The sequence below is a fragment of the Pseudomonas fortuita genome, from assembly GCF_026898135.2.
GTDB classification, from domain to species: Bacteria; Pseudomonadota; Gammaproteobacteria; order Pseudomonadales; family Pseudomonadaceae; genus Aquipseudomonas; species Aquipseudomonas fortuita.
The window spans coordinates 3,531,317-3,545,910 of sequence record NZ_CP114035.2; the positions used below are offsets into that span (position 1 = coordinate 3,531,317).

General features: G+C 63.9%; 13 protein-coding genes. 10 read left to right on the forward strand and 3 right to left on the reverse strand.

The window, feature by feature from the left end; all coding sequences use genetic code 11:
* Positions 1 to 7 precede the first annotated feature (7 nt).
* The 7 genes from OZ911_RS16160 to OZ911_RS16190 all read left to right on the forward strand — a co-directional run bounded on the left by OZ911_RS16160 (position 8) and on the right by OZ911_RS16190 (position 9,449).
* Complete coding sequence (locus tag OZ911_RS16160) at positions 8 to 1,252, forward strand: NAD(P)/FAD-dependent oxidoreductase (protein WP_268968370.1); 1,245 nt, start codon at positions 8 to 10, stop codon at positions 1,250 to 1,252.
* 22 nt (positions 1,253 to 1,274) lie between these two features.
* Entirely contained in the window at positions 1,275 to 2,057 is a 783-nt protein-coding gene (locus OZ911_RS16165) for an amino acid ABC transporter ATP-binding protein (RefSeq protein WP_016487464.1), read from the forward strand.
* A 440-nt stretch (positions 2,058 to 2,497) separates the two neighbouring features.
* Positions 2,498 to 3,307: a gamma-glutamyl-gamma-aminobutyrate hydrolase family protein gene (locus OZ911_RS16170; protein ID WP_016487465.1), complete on the forward strand. Its 810-nt coding sequence runs from the start codon at positions 2,498 to 2,500 to the stop codon at positions 3,305 to 3,307.
* Positions 3,308 to 3,695: 388 nt separating this feature from the next.
* Positions 3,696 to 4,607 carry a 5-dehydro-4-deoxyglucarate dehydratase gene (gene kdgD / locus OZ911_RS16175; protein WP_023047718.1) on the forward strand — a complete coding sequence of 304 codons (912 nt, stop codon included), beginning with the start codon at positions 3,696 to 3,698 and terminating at the stop codon, positions 4,605 to 4,607.
* 104 nt (positions 4,608 to 4,711) lie between these two features.
* The gene (locus OZ911_RS16180; protein ID WP_016487467.1) at positions 4,712 to 6,076 is read left to right on the forward strand and encodes an MFS transporter; all 1,365 of its coding nucleotides are present in this window, start codon (positions 4,712 to 4,714) and stop codon (positions 6,074 to 6,076) included.
* A 79-nt stretch (positions 6,077 to 6,155) separates the two neighbouring features.
* Positions 6,156 to 7,709 (forward strand): galactarate dehydratase, encoded by a 1,554-nt coding sequence (garD, locus tag OZ911_RS16185; RefSeq protein ID WP_070086700.1) that lies wholly within the window; start codon positions 6,156 to 6,158, stop codon positions 7,707 to 7,709.
* A 159-nt stretch (positions 7,710 to 7,868) separates the two neighbouring features.
* Positions 7,869 to 9,449 carry an aldehyde dehydrogenase (NADP(+)) gene (locus OZ911_RS16190; RefSeq protein WP_070086701.1) on the forward strand — a complete coding sequence of 527 codons (1,581 nt, stop codon included), beginning with the start codon at positions 7,869 to 7,871 and terminating at the stop codon, positions 9,447 to 9,449.
* A gap of 141 nt (positions 9,450 to 9,590) precedes the next feature.
* Here OZ911_RS16190 and OZ911_RS16195 read toward each other — a convergent pair whose 3' ends face one another.
* Positions 9,591 to 10,340, reverse strand: a complete 750-nt coding sequence (locus OZ911_RS16195; protein WP_016487470.1) for a FadR/GntR family transcriptional regulator — start codon at positions 10,338 to 10,340, stop codon at positions 9,591 to 9,593.
* Between the two features lie 198 nt (positions 10,341 to 10,538).
* Between OZ911_RS16195 and OZ911_RS16200 the strand changes: the two genes are divergently transcribed.
* Positions 10,539 to 11,189, forward strand: coding sequence for a DUF998 domain-containing protein (locus tag OZ911_RS16200; RefSeq protein ID WP_070086702.1), 651 nt, complete (start codon positions 10,539 to 10,541; stop codon positions 11,187 to 11,189).
* Positions 11,190 to 11,263: 74 nt separating this feature from the next.
* A complete protein-coding gene (locus OZ911_RS16205) occupies positions 11,264 to 11,593 on the forward strand; it encodes a hypothetical protein (protein WP_016487472.1) in 330 nt (109 codons plus the stop codon).
* Between the two features lie 166 nt (positions 11,594 to 11,759).
* Here OZ911_RS16205 and OZ911_RS16210 read toward each other — a convergent pair whose 3' ends face one another.
* Entirely contained in the window at positions 11,760 to 12,974 is a 1,215-nt protein-coding gene (locus OZ911_RS16210; RefSeq protein ID WP_024717475.1) for a YeeE/YedE family protein, read from the reverse strand.
* A 168-nt stretch (positions 12,975 to 13,142) separates the two neighbouring features.
* On the opposite strand from OZ911_RS16210, the gene OZ911_RS16215 reads away from it, so the two are divergent.
* Positions 13,143 to 14,051 (forward strand): LysR family transcriptional regulator, encoded by a 909-nt coding sequence (locus OZ911_RS16215; RefSeq protein WP_016487474.1) that lies wholly within the window; start codon positions 13,143 to 13,145, stop codon positions 14,049 to 14,051.
* Here OZ911_RS16215 and OZ911_RS16220 read toward each other — a convergent pair whose 3' ends face one another.
* On the reverse strand, positions 14,052 to 14,570 hold the full coding sequence (locus tag OZ911_RS16220) for a DMT family transporter (protein WP_016487475.1): 519 nt from the start codon (positions 14,568 to 14,570) through the stop codon (positions 14,052 to 14,054). It lies immediately after the preceding gene.
* Between the last annotated feature and the right edge of the window lie 24 nt (positions 14,571 to 14,594).

Here is a 14,594-nt window from a genome sequence, read left to right on the forward strand (position 1 = left end):
ACGCTCCATGCATTGCCAGACCCTTGTCCTCGGCGCCGGCATCGTCGGCGTCAGCACCGCCCTGCACTTGCAGGCCCGCGGGCGCCAGGTAGTCCTGATCGACCGCGACGAACCCGGCAGCGGTACCAGCCACGGCAACGCCGGGCTGATCGAGCGCTCCAGCGTCATCCCCTATGCCTTCCCCCGGCAGGTGGGTGCCTTGCTGCGCTACGGCCTGAACCGCCAGCCCGACGTGCGCTACAGCCTGGCGCACCTGCCAAAGGCGGCGCCGTGGCTATGGCGCTACTGGCGCCAGTCGGCCCCGGCGCGCCTGGCCGGGGCCGCCGCCGACATGCTGCCGCTGGTGCAGCGCTGCGTCGAAGAACACGACGCGTTGATCGAAGCCGCTGGCCTGGAAGGGCTGGTGCAGGCCAAAGGCTGGATCGAAGTGTTCCGTGACCCTGCCCTGTTCGAGCAGGCCAAGGCCGACGCCAAGGGCCTGAGCCGCTATGGCCTGCAATTCGAAATCCTGGAATGCGGGCAGTTGCAGGCTCGCGAGCATCAACTGGATGCCACCGTGGTCGGCGGCATCCACTGGCTCGACCCCAAGACCGTGAACAACCCCGGCGCCCTCACACGCGGCTACGCGGCGCTGTTCCTGCAGCGCGGCGGGCAGTTCCTGCACGGTGATGCGCGCAGCCTGCGCCAGGCCGACGGCCAATGGCGGGTAGAGAGCCGCCGTGGCCCGATTACCGCCGACGAGGTGGTGGCCTGCCTCGGCCCGCAATCGGCCGAGCTGTTCAGCGGCCTGGGCTACCAGATTCCGCTGGCGATCAAGCGGGGCTATCACATGCACTACAGCACCCGTGACGGCGCAACGCTTGAGCATTCAATCTGCGACACCCAGGGCGGCTACGTGCTGGCACCGATGGCGCGCGGCGTGCGCCTGACCACCGGCATCGAATTCGACGCCAGCAGCGCACCAGGGAACCAGATCCAGCTGGGCCGCTGCGAGGCGCTGGCGCGCAAGCTGTTCCCGGCTTTGGGTGAGCGCCTGGACGATACCTCTTGGCTCGGCCGCCGCCCGTGCCTGCCCGACATGCGCCCGGTCATCGGCCCCGCAGCGCGCCACCCCGGGCTGTGGTTCAACTTTGGCCACGCCCACCACGGCCTTACCCTGGGCCCGGTCAGCGGCCGGCTGGTGGCCGAGCTGATCACCGGCGAGCCCCCTTTCACCGACCCTGCGCCCTACAGCGCGACTCGTTTCGACTGAACCCACGCGGGAGAAAAACAACATGACCGCCCCCCTGAGCCTTGCAAGCCTTGCCCCCGAGCCCGACCCACGCCCGGTGCTGATCCGCATCGAAGGCCTGAACAAGCACTACGGCGCGTTCCACGTGCTGCACAACATCAACCTGCAGGTGCGCGAAGGCGAACGCATCGTGCTGTGTGGGCCGTCCGGCTCGGGCAAGTCGACCCTCATCCGCTGCATCAACCGCCTGGAAGTGGCCCAGCAGGGCACCATCCAGGTGGATGGCATCGACCTGGCCGCCACCACCCGGGAAGCGGCGCAGGTGCGCAGCGACATCGGCATGGTGTTCCAGCATTTCAACCTGTTCCCGCACATGAGCGTGCTCGACAACTGCCTGCTGGCCCCCACCAGCGTGCGCGGGCTGTCGCGCAAGGACGCCGAAGAGCGGGCGCGCATGTACCTGAGCAAGGTGGGTATCGAGAGCCAGGCGCACAAGTACCCCAGCCAGCTATCAGGCGGCCAGCAGCAGCGCGTCGCGATTGCCAGGGCACTGTGCATGAAGCCGCGGATCATGCTGTTTGACGAGCCCACCTCGGCGCTGGACCCGGAAATGGTCGCTGAAGTGCTGGATGTGCTGGTACAACTGGCCGGCACGGGCATGACCATGCTCTGCGTCACCCATGAAATGGGCTTTGCCCGCCAGGTAGCCGAGCGGGTGCTGTTCCTTGAGGGTGGGCACATCATCGAAGACAGCCCGCCGCAGGTGTTCTTCAACCAGCCGCGTACCGAGCGGGCCAAGGCGTTCCTGGCGCAGATACTGCACTGAGCAAAATATTTGATGCTTGTGCTGACCCTATCGCCGGCAAGCCAGCTCCCCAGGATGTCTGCAGCTTTCAAGGCCGATGCAGTACCTGTGGGAGCTGGCTTGCCGGCGATAGGGCCAGTAGCACAAACTCCAGGCCCCCTTCATTGCACCGCTGCAAAGACCCAACTGCGTCGTTAAATATTATTGACCAACACCCCCGCCAAACCCACGCCGCCACAGGCCCGCATCGGTTTCAGCCCCCAAAAACCGGTGCATTCCCCGCACTAAAGCCCGCTTCCGTCGTTTGACATATCGAACGGCTCTGGCAAGCTATCTACAAGCCCCGACCGGAATCGTCGCCTCTGACGAGCCGGCAGTGCTCGGAGCTTCAGGCTGCACCCAGGGCCCCGCGCCGTGCACCTGCACAACAACGACAGGCTGAACCTGTCCCAAGGTGACATATGTCCAACAGCAACATTGGCAACAAGCAACCTTCCCTGCGCAAACCCGTCGTCCTGATGACCATGGGCAGCCAAGAGCGCAAAGGCCATGACTATCAGGTCATGACCCACAAATACATCACCCCGCTGGTCGAATTCTCCGATTGCGTCCCGGTACTGGTGCCCACCTGCTGCGGCACTGAAGACCTCGACACCTACCTGGACATGGCCGACGGCGTGTACCTGACCGGCGCTGGCAGCAACATCGACCCGGCCCTTTACGGCCAGGAGAATGAAACCCCAGGCAAGGGCCAGGACCAGAACCGCGACCTGTTCGACATCCCGCTGGTGAAAGCGGCGATCAAGCGTGGCCTGCCGATTTTCGGTATCTGCCGTGGCATGCAGGAAATCAACGTGGCCCTGGGTGGCGACATCTACCAGAAGGTCTACGCCGAGCCTGGCTTCAACGACCACCGGGAAAACCCTGAAGACCCGGTTGAAGTGCAGTACGCCCAGGTACATGGTGTGAAGATCAAGCCGGGCAGCTGGCTGCGTGACACCCTGGGTACCGACGAAATTCGCGTCAACTCGCTGCATGGCCAAGGGCTGCGCACGCTCGGCGCCGGCATCGAAGCCATCGCACTGGCCGAAGACGGCCTGGTCGAGGCCATTCACGCCCCGAGCATTTCGCCCTTCCTGTTCGCTGTGCAGTGGCACCCGGAGTGGCAAGCTGCGAAGAACCCGGATTCGATCAAGATGTTCCAGGCCTTCGGCGATGCTTGCCGTGCCCAGGTACGCAAAGCGCAAATCAAGCGCCAGCACGCGGCCTGACCTTCAGTTTCCTCTGCTTTGATCGCGGGGCGGCGCAAGGCCGCCCCCGTATCCCCGGTCACCCTCTGCTGGTCCCAGAACACTTCCCGTGGAATCGGGCGGCGGCCTTGTGCCTGTCTCCGCGATCGTTTTTTTCCTTCCCCATAAAGAGATACGATGACTGATAGCGGATAGTCTGCCATCGGTGTCTTGCCTTGCGCCATGGTTCGCCTGCATTGGCCTCTTCGCGGGTAAACCCGCGAAGAGGCCAGTACAGGTAATCCCCCTTCCTCCTTGCCTCACTGCAAAAAATCTCGCAAAGGGGACTAGTCATCGCTCAGGTTGTACGATAACTTACCTCCAGCACAGAACAACACCTTCACCCAAGCGCCACAGGATGCCTACAACAATGAATCCACAAGAACTTAAATCCATCCTCTCCCACGGCCTGCTGTCTTTCCCGGTCACCGACTTCAACGCCCAGGGCGATTTCCACCAGGCTGGCTACATCAAGCGCCTGGAATGGCTGGCCCCGTATGGCGCCAGCGCCCTGTTCGCCGCGGGTGGTACCGGTGAGTTCTTCTCCCTGGCCGCCAGCGAATACAGCCAGGTGATCAAGACCGCCGTCGACACCTGCGCCACTTCTGTCCCTATCCTCGCTGGCGTGGGCGGCTCCACCCGCCAGGCCATCGAATACGCACAGGAAGCCGAGCGCCTGGGTGCCAAAGGCCTGCTGCTGCTGCCGCACTACCTGACCGAAGCCAGCCAGGACGGCGTCGCCGCCCACGTCGAAGCAGTGTGCAAATCGGTGAAGATCGGCGTGGTGGTGTACAACCGCAACGTCTGCCGCCTGAATGCCGACCTGCTGGAAAAACTGGCCGAGCGCTGCCCGAACCTGATCGGCTACAAGGATGGCCTGGGTGATATCGAGCTGATGGTGTCGATCCGTCGCCGCCTGGGCGAGCGTTTCAGCTATCTGGGCGGCCTGCCGACCGCCGAAGTGTATGCTGCCGCCTACAAGGCCCTGGGCGTACCGGTGTACTCCTCCGCCGTGTTCAACTTCGTGCCGAAGACCGCCATGGACTTCTACAACGCCATCGCCCGTGACGACCACGCTTCCGTGGCCAAACTGATCGACGATTTCTTCCTGCCGTACCTGGACATCCGCAACCGCAAGGCCGGCTACGCCGTGAGCATCGTCAAGGCCGGTGCCAAAATTGCCGGTTACGACGCTGGCCCGGTGCGCACGCCGCTGACCGACCTCACCGCAGAAGAGTACGAGATGCTCGCCGCGCTGATGGACAAGATGGGCCCGCAGTAAGCGTTGCCCGCGGCCTGCCACATGCCGCGCCCGGAGTGGGCCAGCCCCGCTCCGGTTACAATTCGTGAGCCCGCACAAAAATAACTAGTGGGAGTATTGCCAGCATGCAAGCGACTAAGAAGACGCATGTGCGCTACCTGATCCTGTTCATGCTGTTTCTGGTGACCACGATCAACTATGCCGACCGCGCTACCATTGCTATCGCAGGTTCCAGCCTGCAGAAAGATCTCGGCATTGACGCCGTAACCCTCGGTTATATCTTTTCCGCCTTTGGATGGGCTTACGTGGCTGGCCAGATTCCTGGTGGCTGGCTGCTCGATCGCTTCGGTTCCAAAAACGTTTACGCTTTCAGCATCTTCACCTGGTCGCTGTTTACCCTGCTGCAGGGGTTTGTCGGTGGCCTGCCGGTTGCCTGGGCTGTCGTCACCCTCTTCACCCTGCGCTTTCTGGTCGGTTTCGCCGAAGCCCCGTCGTTCCCGGGCAACGCGCGCATCGTCGCCGCCTGGTTCCCGACGCAGGAGCGCGGCACTGCCTCAGCCATTTTCAACTCGGCGCAGTACTTTGCCACTGCGCTGTTCGCCCCGATCATGGGCTGGATCGTGTTCAGCTTCGGCTGGGAGCACGTGTTCGTGGTCATGGGTGTGCTGGGCATCATCTTCTCGATGGTGTGGCTGAAAACCATTTACAACCCTCGCCAACACCCACGCATCAGCCAAAGCGAGCTCGAACACATCGAGCAGAACGGTGGCCTGGTGGACATGGACCAGAAGCGCGGCAACGCCGGCCCGAAATGGGGCTACATCAAGCAACTGCTGACCAGCCGCATGCTGCTGGGCGTGTACCTGGGTCAGTACTGCATCAACGCCATCACCTACTTCTTCCTCACCTGGTTCCCCGTGTACCTTGTGCAGGAACGTGGCATGACCATCCTCAAGGCCGGCTTCATCGCCTCCCTGCCGGCGGTCTGCGGTTTCATTGGTGGCGTGCTGGGTGGCGTGATCTCCGACTGGCTGCTGCGCCGGGGCAACTCGCTGACCTTCTCGCGCAAACTGCCCATCGTGTGCGGCCTGCTGCTGTCGACCACCATGGTGTTCTGCAACTATGTGGATGCCGAGTGGATGGTGGTTGGTTTCATGACCCTGGCGTTCTTCGGTAAAGGCATTGGCGCGCTGGGCTGGGCGGTGGTGGCAGATACCTCGCCGAAGCAGATCGCCGGGCTGTCCGGTGGCCTGTTCAATACGTTCGGCAACATCGCCTCGATCACCACCCCTATCGTGATCGGCTACATCATCAGCGCCACCGGCTCGTTCAAGTGGGCACTGGTGTACGTGGGCGCCAACGCCCTGGTAGCGGTGTTCAGCTACCTGGTGATCGTCGGCCCGATCAAGCGTATCGAGCTGCGCGACGATGCCCCAAAGCCACAGGCTGAGCCTGCCGCCAACGGCGAACTGGCCAGCTCGCGTCACTGAGTGAACACGCCCGCACCGATGCAACCGGTGCGGGCGGATGTACAAAAAAGCCTGAGAACCTGACAAGTAGGGCCCAAACATGCAGTTGATCGAACATTCCGACTCGCCCCGCTACGTCCGCCTGCACGACGACGATAACGTCGTGGTGGTGGTCAACGACGGCGGCCTGGGCGAAGGTGCCCGCTTTGCCGACGGCCTGACTCTGGTCGAAGGGGTGCCACAAAGCCACAAGGTGGCCACCGTGGCCATCGCCAAAGGTGAGCCGGTGCGCCGCTATGGGCAAATCATTGGCTACGCGCTGGAAGACCTGCACCAGGGCAGCTGGGTGCAGGAAAGCCAACTGGCCATGCCGTCCGCCCCGGAGCTGGACAGCCTGCCGCGCTGCGATGCCGTCCCACACCCGCTGCCGCCGCTCGAAGGCTTCACGTTCGAAGGCTACCGCAACGCCGACGGCACCGTCGGCACCCGCAACATCCTCGGTATCACCACCACCGTGCAGTGCGTGACCGGCGTGCTCGAGCATGCGGTCAAGCGTATTCGCAGTGAACTGCTGCCCAAGTACCCCAATGTCGATGACGTGGTAGCCATCACCCACAGCTACGGCTGCGGGGTGGCCATCAACGCGCGCGATGCCTACATCCCGATCCGCACCGTGCGCAACCTGGCGCGCAACCCCAACCTGGGTGGCGAGGCGCTGGTCATCAGCCTGGGCTGCGAAAAGCTGCAGGCCGGCCAGGTGATGCACGAAAACGACCCTTCGGTAGACCTCAGCGACCCGTGGCTGTACCGCCTGCAGGACGCCAGCCTGGGCTTTGTGGAAATGATCGAGCAGATCATGGCGCTGGCCGAAACCCGACTGAAGAAACTTGACCAGCGCCGCCGCGAAACCGTACCGGCCAGCGAGTTGATCCTTGGCATGCAGTGCGGTGGCAGCGACGCCTTCTCGGGCATCACCGCCAACCCCGCGCTGGGCTACGCCGCCGACTTGCTGGTACGCGCCGGCGCCACCGTGCTGTTCTCCGAAGTGACCGAGGTGCGCGACGCCATCTACATGCTGACCTCACGTGCCGAAAACCAGGAGGTCGCCGGCGCCCTGATCCGCGAAATGGACTGGTACGACCGCTACCTGCAACAAGGCGCCGCCGACCGCAGCGCCAACACGACGCCGGGCAACAAAAAAGGTGGCCTGTCCAATATCGTCGAGAAGTCGCTGGGGTCGATCGTCAAGTCCGGCAGTGGCGCTATTCAGGGCGTGCTCGGCCCAGGCGAGCGGGTAACGCGCAAGGGCCTGATTTTCTGCGCCACCCCGGCCAGCGACTTTGTCTGCGGCACCCTGCAACTGGCCGCCGGCATGAACCTGCATGTGTTCACCACTGGCCGAGGCACGCCCTACGGGCTGGCCATGGCACCAGTGGTCAAGGTGTGCACGCGCAGCGAACTGGCCCAGCGTTGGCCCGACCTGATCGATATTGACGCCGGGCGCATCGCCACAGGGCGTTCGAGCATCGAAGAGCTGGGCTGGGAACTGTTCCATTACTACCTGGACGTAGCCAGCGGCCGCAAGCAGACCTGGGCCGAGCAGCACCGCCTGCACAACGACATCACCCTGTTCAACCCGGCACCGATTACCTGATGCCCCAGGGGTTGCTGGACCATAGAACCAACCCCTTCCCTGTGGGAGCGGGCATGCCCGCGAACACCGGCAAAGCCGGTGCCATACACCGGGTTGCCTGCTTCGCGGGCACGCCCGCTCCCACAGTCCAATTCCCCGTCAGCCAACAGGAGCACCCCAATGCCTGAAATCCTCGGCCACAACTTCATCGCCGGCCAGCGCAGCGCCGCTGGCACTCAGCGCCTGCAGAGCCTGGACGCCAGCACTGGCGAAGCCCTGCCCTACAGCTTCGCTCAAGCCAGCGAAGCTGAAGTAGACCAGGCCGCCAAGGCCGCCGCTGCCGCCTTCGCTGAGTTCCGCCAACTGGCCCCGGCCCGCCGCGCCGAATTCCTCGACGCCATCGCCGCCGAACTGGACGAGCTGGACGACGCCTTCGTCGCCATCGTCTGCCGCGAAACCGCCCTGCCCGCCGCCCGTATTCAAGGCGAGCGTGGGCGCACCAGTGGCCAGATGCGCCTGTTCGCCCAGGTATTGCGCCGTGGCGATTTCCTCGGTGCACGTATCGACCTGGCCTTGCCAGAGCGCCAGCCGATACCGCGCGTGGACCTGCGCCAGATGCGCATTGGCGTCGGCCCGGTCGCCGTGTTCGGTGCCAGTAACTTCCCGCTAGCCTTCTCTACCGCCGGCGGCGATACCGCTGCGGCGCTGGCCGCCGGTTGCCCGGTGGTGTTCAAGGCGCACAGCGGCCATATGGCCACTGCCGACCTTGTCGGGTGCGCCATCGTGCGCGCCGCCGAGCGCACCGGCATGCCCAAGGGTGTGTTCAACATGGTATTCGGTGGCGGTGTAGGCGAGTGGCTGGTCAAGCACCCGGCCATCCAGGCCGTCGGCTTCACCGGCTCGCTCAAGGGCGGCGACGCCTTGTGCCGCATGGCCGCCGAGCGCCCACAGCCGATTCCTGTGTTTGCCGAGATGTCCAGCATCAACCCGGTCATCATCCTGCCAGCCGCCCTGGCCAAACGTGGCGAGGCCATCGCCCGCGAACTGGCAGGCTCGGTGTGCATGGGTGCCGGCCAGTTCTGCACCAACCCTGGGTTGGTGATCGGCCTGCAATCACCACAGTACAGCCAGCTACTGGCCGACCTTGGCCAGCATCTGGACCAGCAGGCTGGGCAAACCATGCTCAACGCAGGGGGCTTGCGCAGCTACGTGGGAGGGCTTGAGCACCTGCAGGCCCATGCCGGTATCGAGCACCTGGCCGGCCAGCCGCAAGAAGGCAACCAGGCCCGCGCCCAGCTGTTCAAGGCCGATGCCCGCCTGCTGGTCGAGTCTGATCCGCTGCTGCAGGAGGAAGTGTTCGGCCCAACCACCGTGGCCGTAGAAGTGCAGGACAACGACCAACTGCGCAACGCCCTGCTGGGCCTGCGTGGCCAGCTGACCGCTACCCTGATCGGCGAAGCGGAAGATTTCGAGGCCTACGCCTGGCTGGTGCCGCTGCTGGAGGAGAAAGTCGGACGCATCCTGATCAATGGCTACCCGACTGGTGTCGAAGTAAGTGATGCCATGGTCCACGGTGGGCCTTACCCTGCGACCTCGGATGCCCGCGGTACCTCGGTGGGTACCTTGGCCATCGACCGCTTCCTGCGCCCGGTGTGTTACCAGAACTACCCGCAGGCCCTGCTGCCTGAAGCCTTGCGCGACGGAAACCCATTGGGGCTGCGCCGCCTGGTGAATGGGCAATGGAGTGACCAGGCGATCTGACCGAACGCCTGAAACAACAAAGCCCCGCATATGGCGGGGCTTTTCTTTGGGCTTTAGCGCCCTGCTACACCCTCAAGGATATGCAGGTCCCAGTGGGAGCGGCCGTGCCCGCGAAGAGGCCAGTACCGGCGACCAAAGGTCTCAGACCCCCTGCGCCTCAGCCTCTTCATGCACCTGACGCAAGCGCTCACGGCTATTGCTCAGGTGCATGCGCATGGCCATTTTTGCCCCTTCACTGTCACGCCGGGCGATTGCTTCATAAATGGCCTCGTGCTCATGCATCAAGCGGCTCATGTAGTGCGCCTGGTCATCATGCGCCAACCGCGCAGAGTTCACCCGGGTACGCGGGATGATGCTGGTACCCAAGTGGTTGATGATATCGGCAAAGTAGTGGTTGCCGCTGGCCTGGGCAATGCGCAGGTGGAACTGGAAGTCCGCCGAGACCGCATCATTGGCATGGGCCGCCCCTTCGTTGAGTTCGTCCAGCGCCGCGCGCATGCCCGCCAGCTCTTCATCACTGCGCCGCTGCGCCGCCAGGCCCGCCGATTCGATCTCCAGCGCAATACGCAATTCCAGCACCGCCAGCACTTCACGCAGGGTGACCACAGTCGCCGGGTCGATGCGAAAGCCCCCCGAAGCGGGCGCGTCCAGCACGAACGTACCGATCCCATGGCGTGTCTCGACCTGCCCGGCCGCCTGCAGCCGCGAGATCGCCTCACGCACCACGGTGCGGCTCACGCCCTCTTCAACCATGATCTGCGATTCGGTCGGCAGCTTGTCGCCACGCTTGAGCTGGCCACTGCGAATGCGTTCGGTCAGCACTGTGACCAGTTCCTGGGCCAGACTACGCGGCTTGCGCCGGGTCCTTGCCTGTACCTGCTGCTCTGTCATTGCCCTGTATTTCACCTTGGAAGACAGCGCTCATCATAGCGCAAGCAGTTGTACGATCACATACACCCGGTGCGGTATTTATTGCTCCTGCTTGCATCCCTCGCCCATGGAAAAACCGGTACAAGCGCTGGCCCAGAGCCCGCACAAGCCTGTACTGTGCGCCTTTGCGCTCACTCATCCATGGAAGGAAAATGCAGCATGAAACCTCTCGACCGTCTGTTGCTCGCCAGCGGCCTGCTGATACCCCTGTGGTTGCTGGCAGGTGTGTGGCTCACCGCCCAGGCTTACCCCGGCTATGACCACCTGCAACAGGCCATGAGCCAGCTCGGCGCCGTAGGCGCGCCCACCCACAGCTGGTCACCACTGGCCAACAACTTCCCCCTGGCGGCCCTGTTCGCGCTGTTTGCCTGGGGCCTGGCGCGGCGCTGGCGTGGATCGAAACTGGCACTGTTGAGTGCGGCCCTGGTGTTGCTGCATGGTGTTGGCAGCCTGGGCACCGGCTGGTTCCCCTGTGACCAGGGTTGCGCACCGGCGCAGCCGTCCATCTCGCAGCAACTGCATAACCTGTTTGGCTTGCTGATGTTCCTCTCGCTGACCCTGGCCAGTGCCCTGTGGGCGTGGCTGGGCAATCGCATTGCAGGCTCGCGGGCCCTGGCGCTGTGCTCGCTGGCCTGCGTGGTGCTGGCGATCATTACCGTCGCACTGATGGGCCAGGCAGCACAAAACGGCCAGCTGTTCGGCCTGTATCAACGGCTGAACTATGGTGTGTCGGTGATTTGGGCGGCCAGCTTGGCCTGGGCAAGCCTGCGCACGCCAGCCGCCAGCCCGCTGCGCATGGGGGTGATCTGACGGCAAATTGCTGGCCCCCTGCATCGCAAAGCGAAGGCAAACTTCGTTCTCCTTCAGATGCTTAGGACAGCAACATGCGAGTAATTCTAGCAACCATGGCCGGGTGCCTGCTGGCCACGCTGGCTTTTGGCGCCCAGGCCCGGGCGCTGAGCCAGAACGATCGCCACACCTGCGGCTGGGGTGCGCAGATCGCCGCCGACGCCCAGCAGGCCAAGCTTTCCGGGGTGACCCTGTATGCCACGCGCAAGAAGCTGCAGGTACGCAAATTCCCCAAACCCTGGATGCGCATGACCGCCTTCGGTATTACCGAGCAGACCTACAACAGCCGCTCGCGGCTCAAGCCTGCCGCGATCAGGCAGACTTACTATGAGCAGTGTGTCCAGCACGCTCTTGCCAAAAGATAAATTTCTATTTATCAATAGGTTATCGACGAAATATAAAGTGGTTTTCGAGCACCCTCGATCGCGACCAGTGTGACGCTGCCCAGCCACACGACTGGGCAGCAGACGTTGGATACTCAGGCGAAGTGCAGATGATTTCTACACCGCTTGCAGCAATTCACGCAGTGCCTCAGCAGCCCGTCAGCACCGCCGGGCGCCGCTCACCCGCGAAAAACAACGGGCGAAGACGCACCCCGATCAGATTACCGGCGTAAGCCGCCACCAGCCACAGCCAGCCATGCACGCTGCCCGAGGCTATGCCACTGAAATACGCACCGATATTGCAGCCATAGGCCAGCCGCGAACCGTAGCCCAACAGCAGGCCGCCGATGACTGCGGCAAGCAGCGACGGCAACGGGATTTTCAGGCTTGGCGCAAAGCGCCCCGCCAGGCCAGCCGCCAGCAGCGCACCCAGCACGATGCCCAGGTCCATCACCGTGGTGATGTCTTGCCACAACGGTGAGGCCAACGCCTTGGCATTGGCCGGCGCCTGCCAGAACACCCAGCTGCCGACATCCACGCCCAGGCCGTTGAGGGTTTTGGCCCCCCACAAGGCGAAGGCCGAAGTAATGCCCCACGGCCGCCCCGCCAGCGCCAGGGTCGCGTAGTTGAGCAGTGCCAGGGCAATGGCGCCCCACAGCAACGGCCAGGGGCCACGCAGGAAGCGCCGCAGGCCCTGGTGCTCGCTGGCAACTGGCGCTTCCAGCGCGCCGTGCCGGCGCTTTTCCAGCAGCACGGTGACCCAGGCAATCAGCCCGAACACTGCCAGGCTCACCAGCAGCGCCGGCCCCATACCCCAAACCTGCACGAGCGAGGTTGCCGGGAAAGACGGCAAGGCAAACCACCAGTCGGCATGATGGGTGGCGGTTACAGAACCCATGATGAAGAACAGCAAGGTCACAAGCATGCGCGCGTTACCACCGCCCACGGTGAACAATGTGCCCGATGCGCAACCACCACCCAGTTGCATGCCGATGCCGAAGATGAACGCCCCGAACACTACCGAAACACCCGCCGGGGCCACCAGGCCGGTGACCGGGTTACCGAGCAGGCTGCCAGCTGACAATGCGGGAAAGAACAGCAGCACGGCCAGGGCCAGCATGACCATCTGTGCCCGCAGGCCTGCTCCGCGACGCTCGGTGATGAACACCCGCCAGGCCGAGGTGAAGCCGAAGGCGGCGTGATACAAGGTCAGGCCGAGCGCTGCGCCGACCAGCAGGAGCAATACCTGCTTGAAGCCGGCATTCAAATTGAGGAACCAGGCGCCAGCCAACAGTAAGGCCAAGGCGATCATAGGCGCGCCCTGGCGACGCGGTTCAGGTGTGGCAGTTGCGCAAAGACCCATCGGAGTACTCGGATAACAGTAAAACGGGCGAGGAGTATAACCCTAACGGTTAACGCAATCCCTGCAAGAGCGGCCTTGTGTCGCGATGGGCCGCAACGCGACCCCGGCGATATGCAAGGCTTGTTAAGCTAATAAAGACCCCTGGAATGCACCAAGGCCATTTACCCCATGGATGAACTGCGCAAGATCGACCTCAACCTGCTGCTCGCCCTGCATGCCCTGCTCAGCGAAAAGCACGTGACCCGTGCCGCCCTGCGGCTGCACCGCAGCCAACCGGCGGTCAGCCACGCGTTGGCGCAGCTGCGCAAACACTTCGACGACCCCTTGCTGGTACGCCAAGGCGGCGGCATGGCCCTCACCGCCCGTGCCCAGTCGCTGGTAAAACCGCTGCAGGATGCGTTGACCCATCTCAACGGCCTGCTGGCCACCCCCCAGTTCGACCCAGCCAGAGCCCAGCGCCGTTTCCGGCTGTCACTGTCCGACTACTCCTCACGCATCATCCTGCCACCCCTATTGCGCCACCTGCGTCAGATCGCACCTGGGGTGGACCTGGCCATCAGCCAGGCCAGCCGTGAAACCATGCTGGCCCAACTGCTCGATGGCGAACTGGACCTGGCACTGGGCCTGTTCCCGGAGCTGCCTCAGGACATCACCGCCCAGCCCCTGTTTGCCGACCATTTCATCAGTGTTGCCGATCGCCAGGTGTTGCCCGCCAGCGGCAGCCTGGCCCTGACAGACTGGCTGGCACGCCCGCATGTGCTGATGGCCATGCGCCCGGATGCCTTCGACGAAATAGAGCGCGCTCTGGCAGCATCAGGCCTGCGCCGCCGTATCGCCTTGGCCTTGCCACACTGGAGCGCGGCAGTAGAGGTACTCGCTGGCACCGACCTGATCCTCACAGTGGCCAGCCGCGCGGTAGGGTCGTTGCGCCAGCACAAGACGCTGCGCCAGTTCACGCCGCCACTGACCATTCCCTCGTTCGACTACCAGCAGGCCTGGCACAGCCGCAAGGACAGCGACCCCGGGCACCGCTGGCTGCGCGAAACCGTGTGGGCCTGCAGCCAGCCGGGACGCTGATCAGCCTTCTGGCTGCTTTACCGTGGTGATTGCACTGGTCGCTGGCGCCGTCGCCCAGGTGCCTTGAACCAACAGCACGCCACACAGGATCAGCACTACACCTGCCACCCTGGCCAGGCTCAGCGGCTTGCCACCCAGCCCCATCACCCCGTAGTGGTCGGCGAGCACTGCCGTGATGATCTGCCCAGCCACCACCAGCACCAAAAAACCCGCTGCGCCCAGCCTGGGCGTAAGCGCCGCAGCGCCCGCCACATACATGGCCCCCAGCACACCCCCGATCCATAGCCACCACGGCCCCTGCAGGGCCTTGCCCAGCTCTGGTACGGGAACCCTGAGGATCAGCAGCGCGGCGATTACCACTAGCGAACTCACGGTCAACGATGTGAATGCCCCCCACAACCAATGCCCCAGGGCACGGCCCACGGCAGCATTACCTGCGGCCTGAAACGGCAATACCGCCCCGGCAAGCAACGCCAAGGCAAAGGGAAGCAGCAGTAGGCACAGGGTTTTACTGAACATGGCAGTCCTCATTGCTGAAACATA

Coding starts and splice junctions, on each gene's coding strand:
- OZ911_RS16160 (WP_268968370.1), top strand. CDS start 8: ATGCATTGCCAGACCCTTGTCCTCGGCGCCGGCATCGTCGGCGTCAGC.
- OZ911_RS16165 (WP_016487464.1), top strand. CDS start 1,275: ATGACCGCCCCCCTGAGCCTTGCAAGCCTTGCCCCCGAGCCCGACCCA.
- OZ911_RS16170 (WP_016487465.1), top strand. CDS start 2,498: ATGTCCAACAGCAACATTGGCAACAAGCAACCTTCCCTGCGCAAACCC.
- kdgD (WP_023047718.1), top strand. CDS start 3,696: ATGAATCCACAAGAACTTAAATCCATCCTCTCCCACGGCCTGCTGTCT.
- OZ911_RS16180 (WP_016487467.1), top strand. CDS start 4,712: ATGCAAGCGACTAAGAAGACGCATGTGCGCTACCTGATCCTGTTCATG.
- garD (WP_070086700.1), top strand. CDS start 6,156: ATGCAGTTGATCGAACATTCCGACTCGCCCCGCTACGTCCGCCTGCAC.
- OZ911_RS16190 (WP_070086701.1), top strand. CDS start 7,869: ATGCCTGAAATCCTCGGCCACAACTTCATCGCCGGCCAGCGCAGCGCC.
- OZ911_RS16195 (WP_016487470.1), bottom strand. CDS start 10,340: ATGACAGAGCAGCAGGTACAGGCAAGGACCCGGCGCAAGCCGCGTAGT.
- OZ911_RS16200 (WP_070086702.1), top strand. CDS start 10,539: ATGAAACCTCTCGACCGTCTGTTGCTCGCCAGCGGCCTGCTGATACCC.
- OZ911_RS16205 (WP_016487472.1), top strand. CDS start 11,264: ATGCGAGTAATTCTAGCAACCATGGCCGGGTGCCTGCTGGCCACGCTG.
- OZ911_RS16210 (WP_024717475.1), bottom strand. CDS start 12,974: ATGGGTCTTTGCGCAACTGCCACACCTGAACCGCGTCGCCAGGGCGCG.
- OZ911_RS16215 (WP_016487474.1), top strand. CDS start 13,143: ATGGATGAACTGCGCAAGATCGACCTCAACCTGCTGCTCGCCCTGCAT.
- OZ911_RS16220 (WP_016487475.1), bottom strand. CDS start 14,570: ATGTTCAGTAAAACCCTGTGCCTACTGCTGCTTCCCTTTGCCTTGGCG.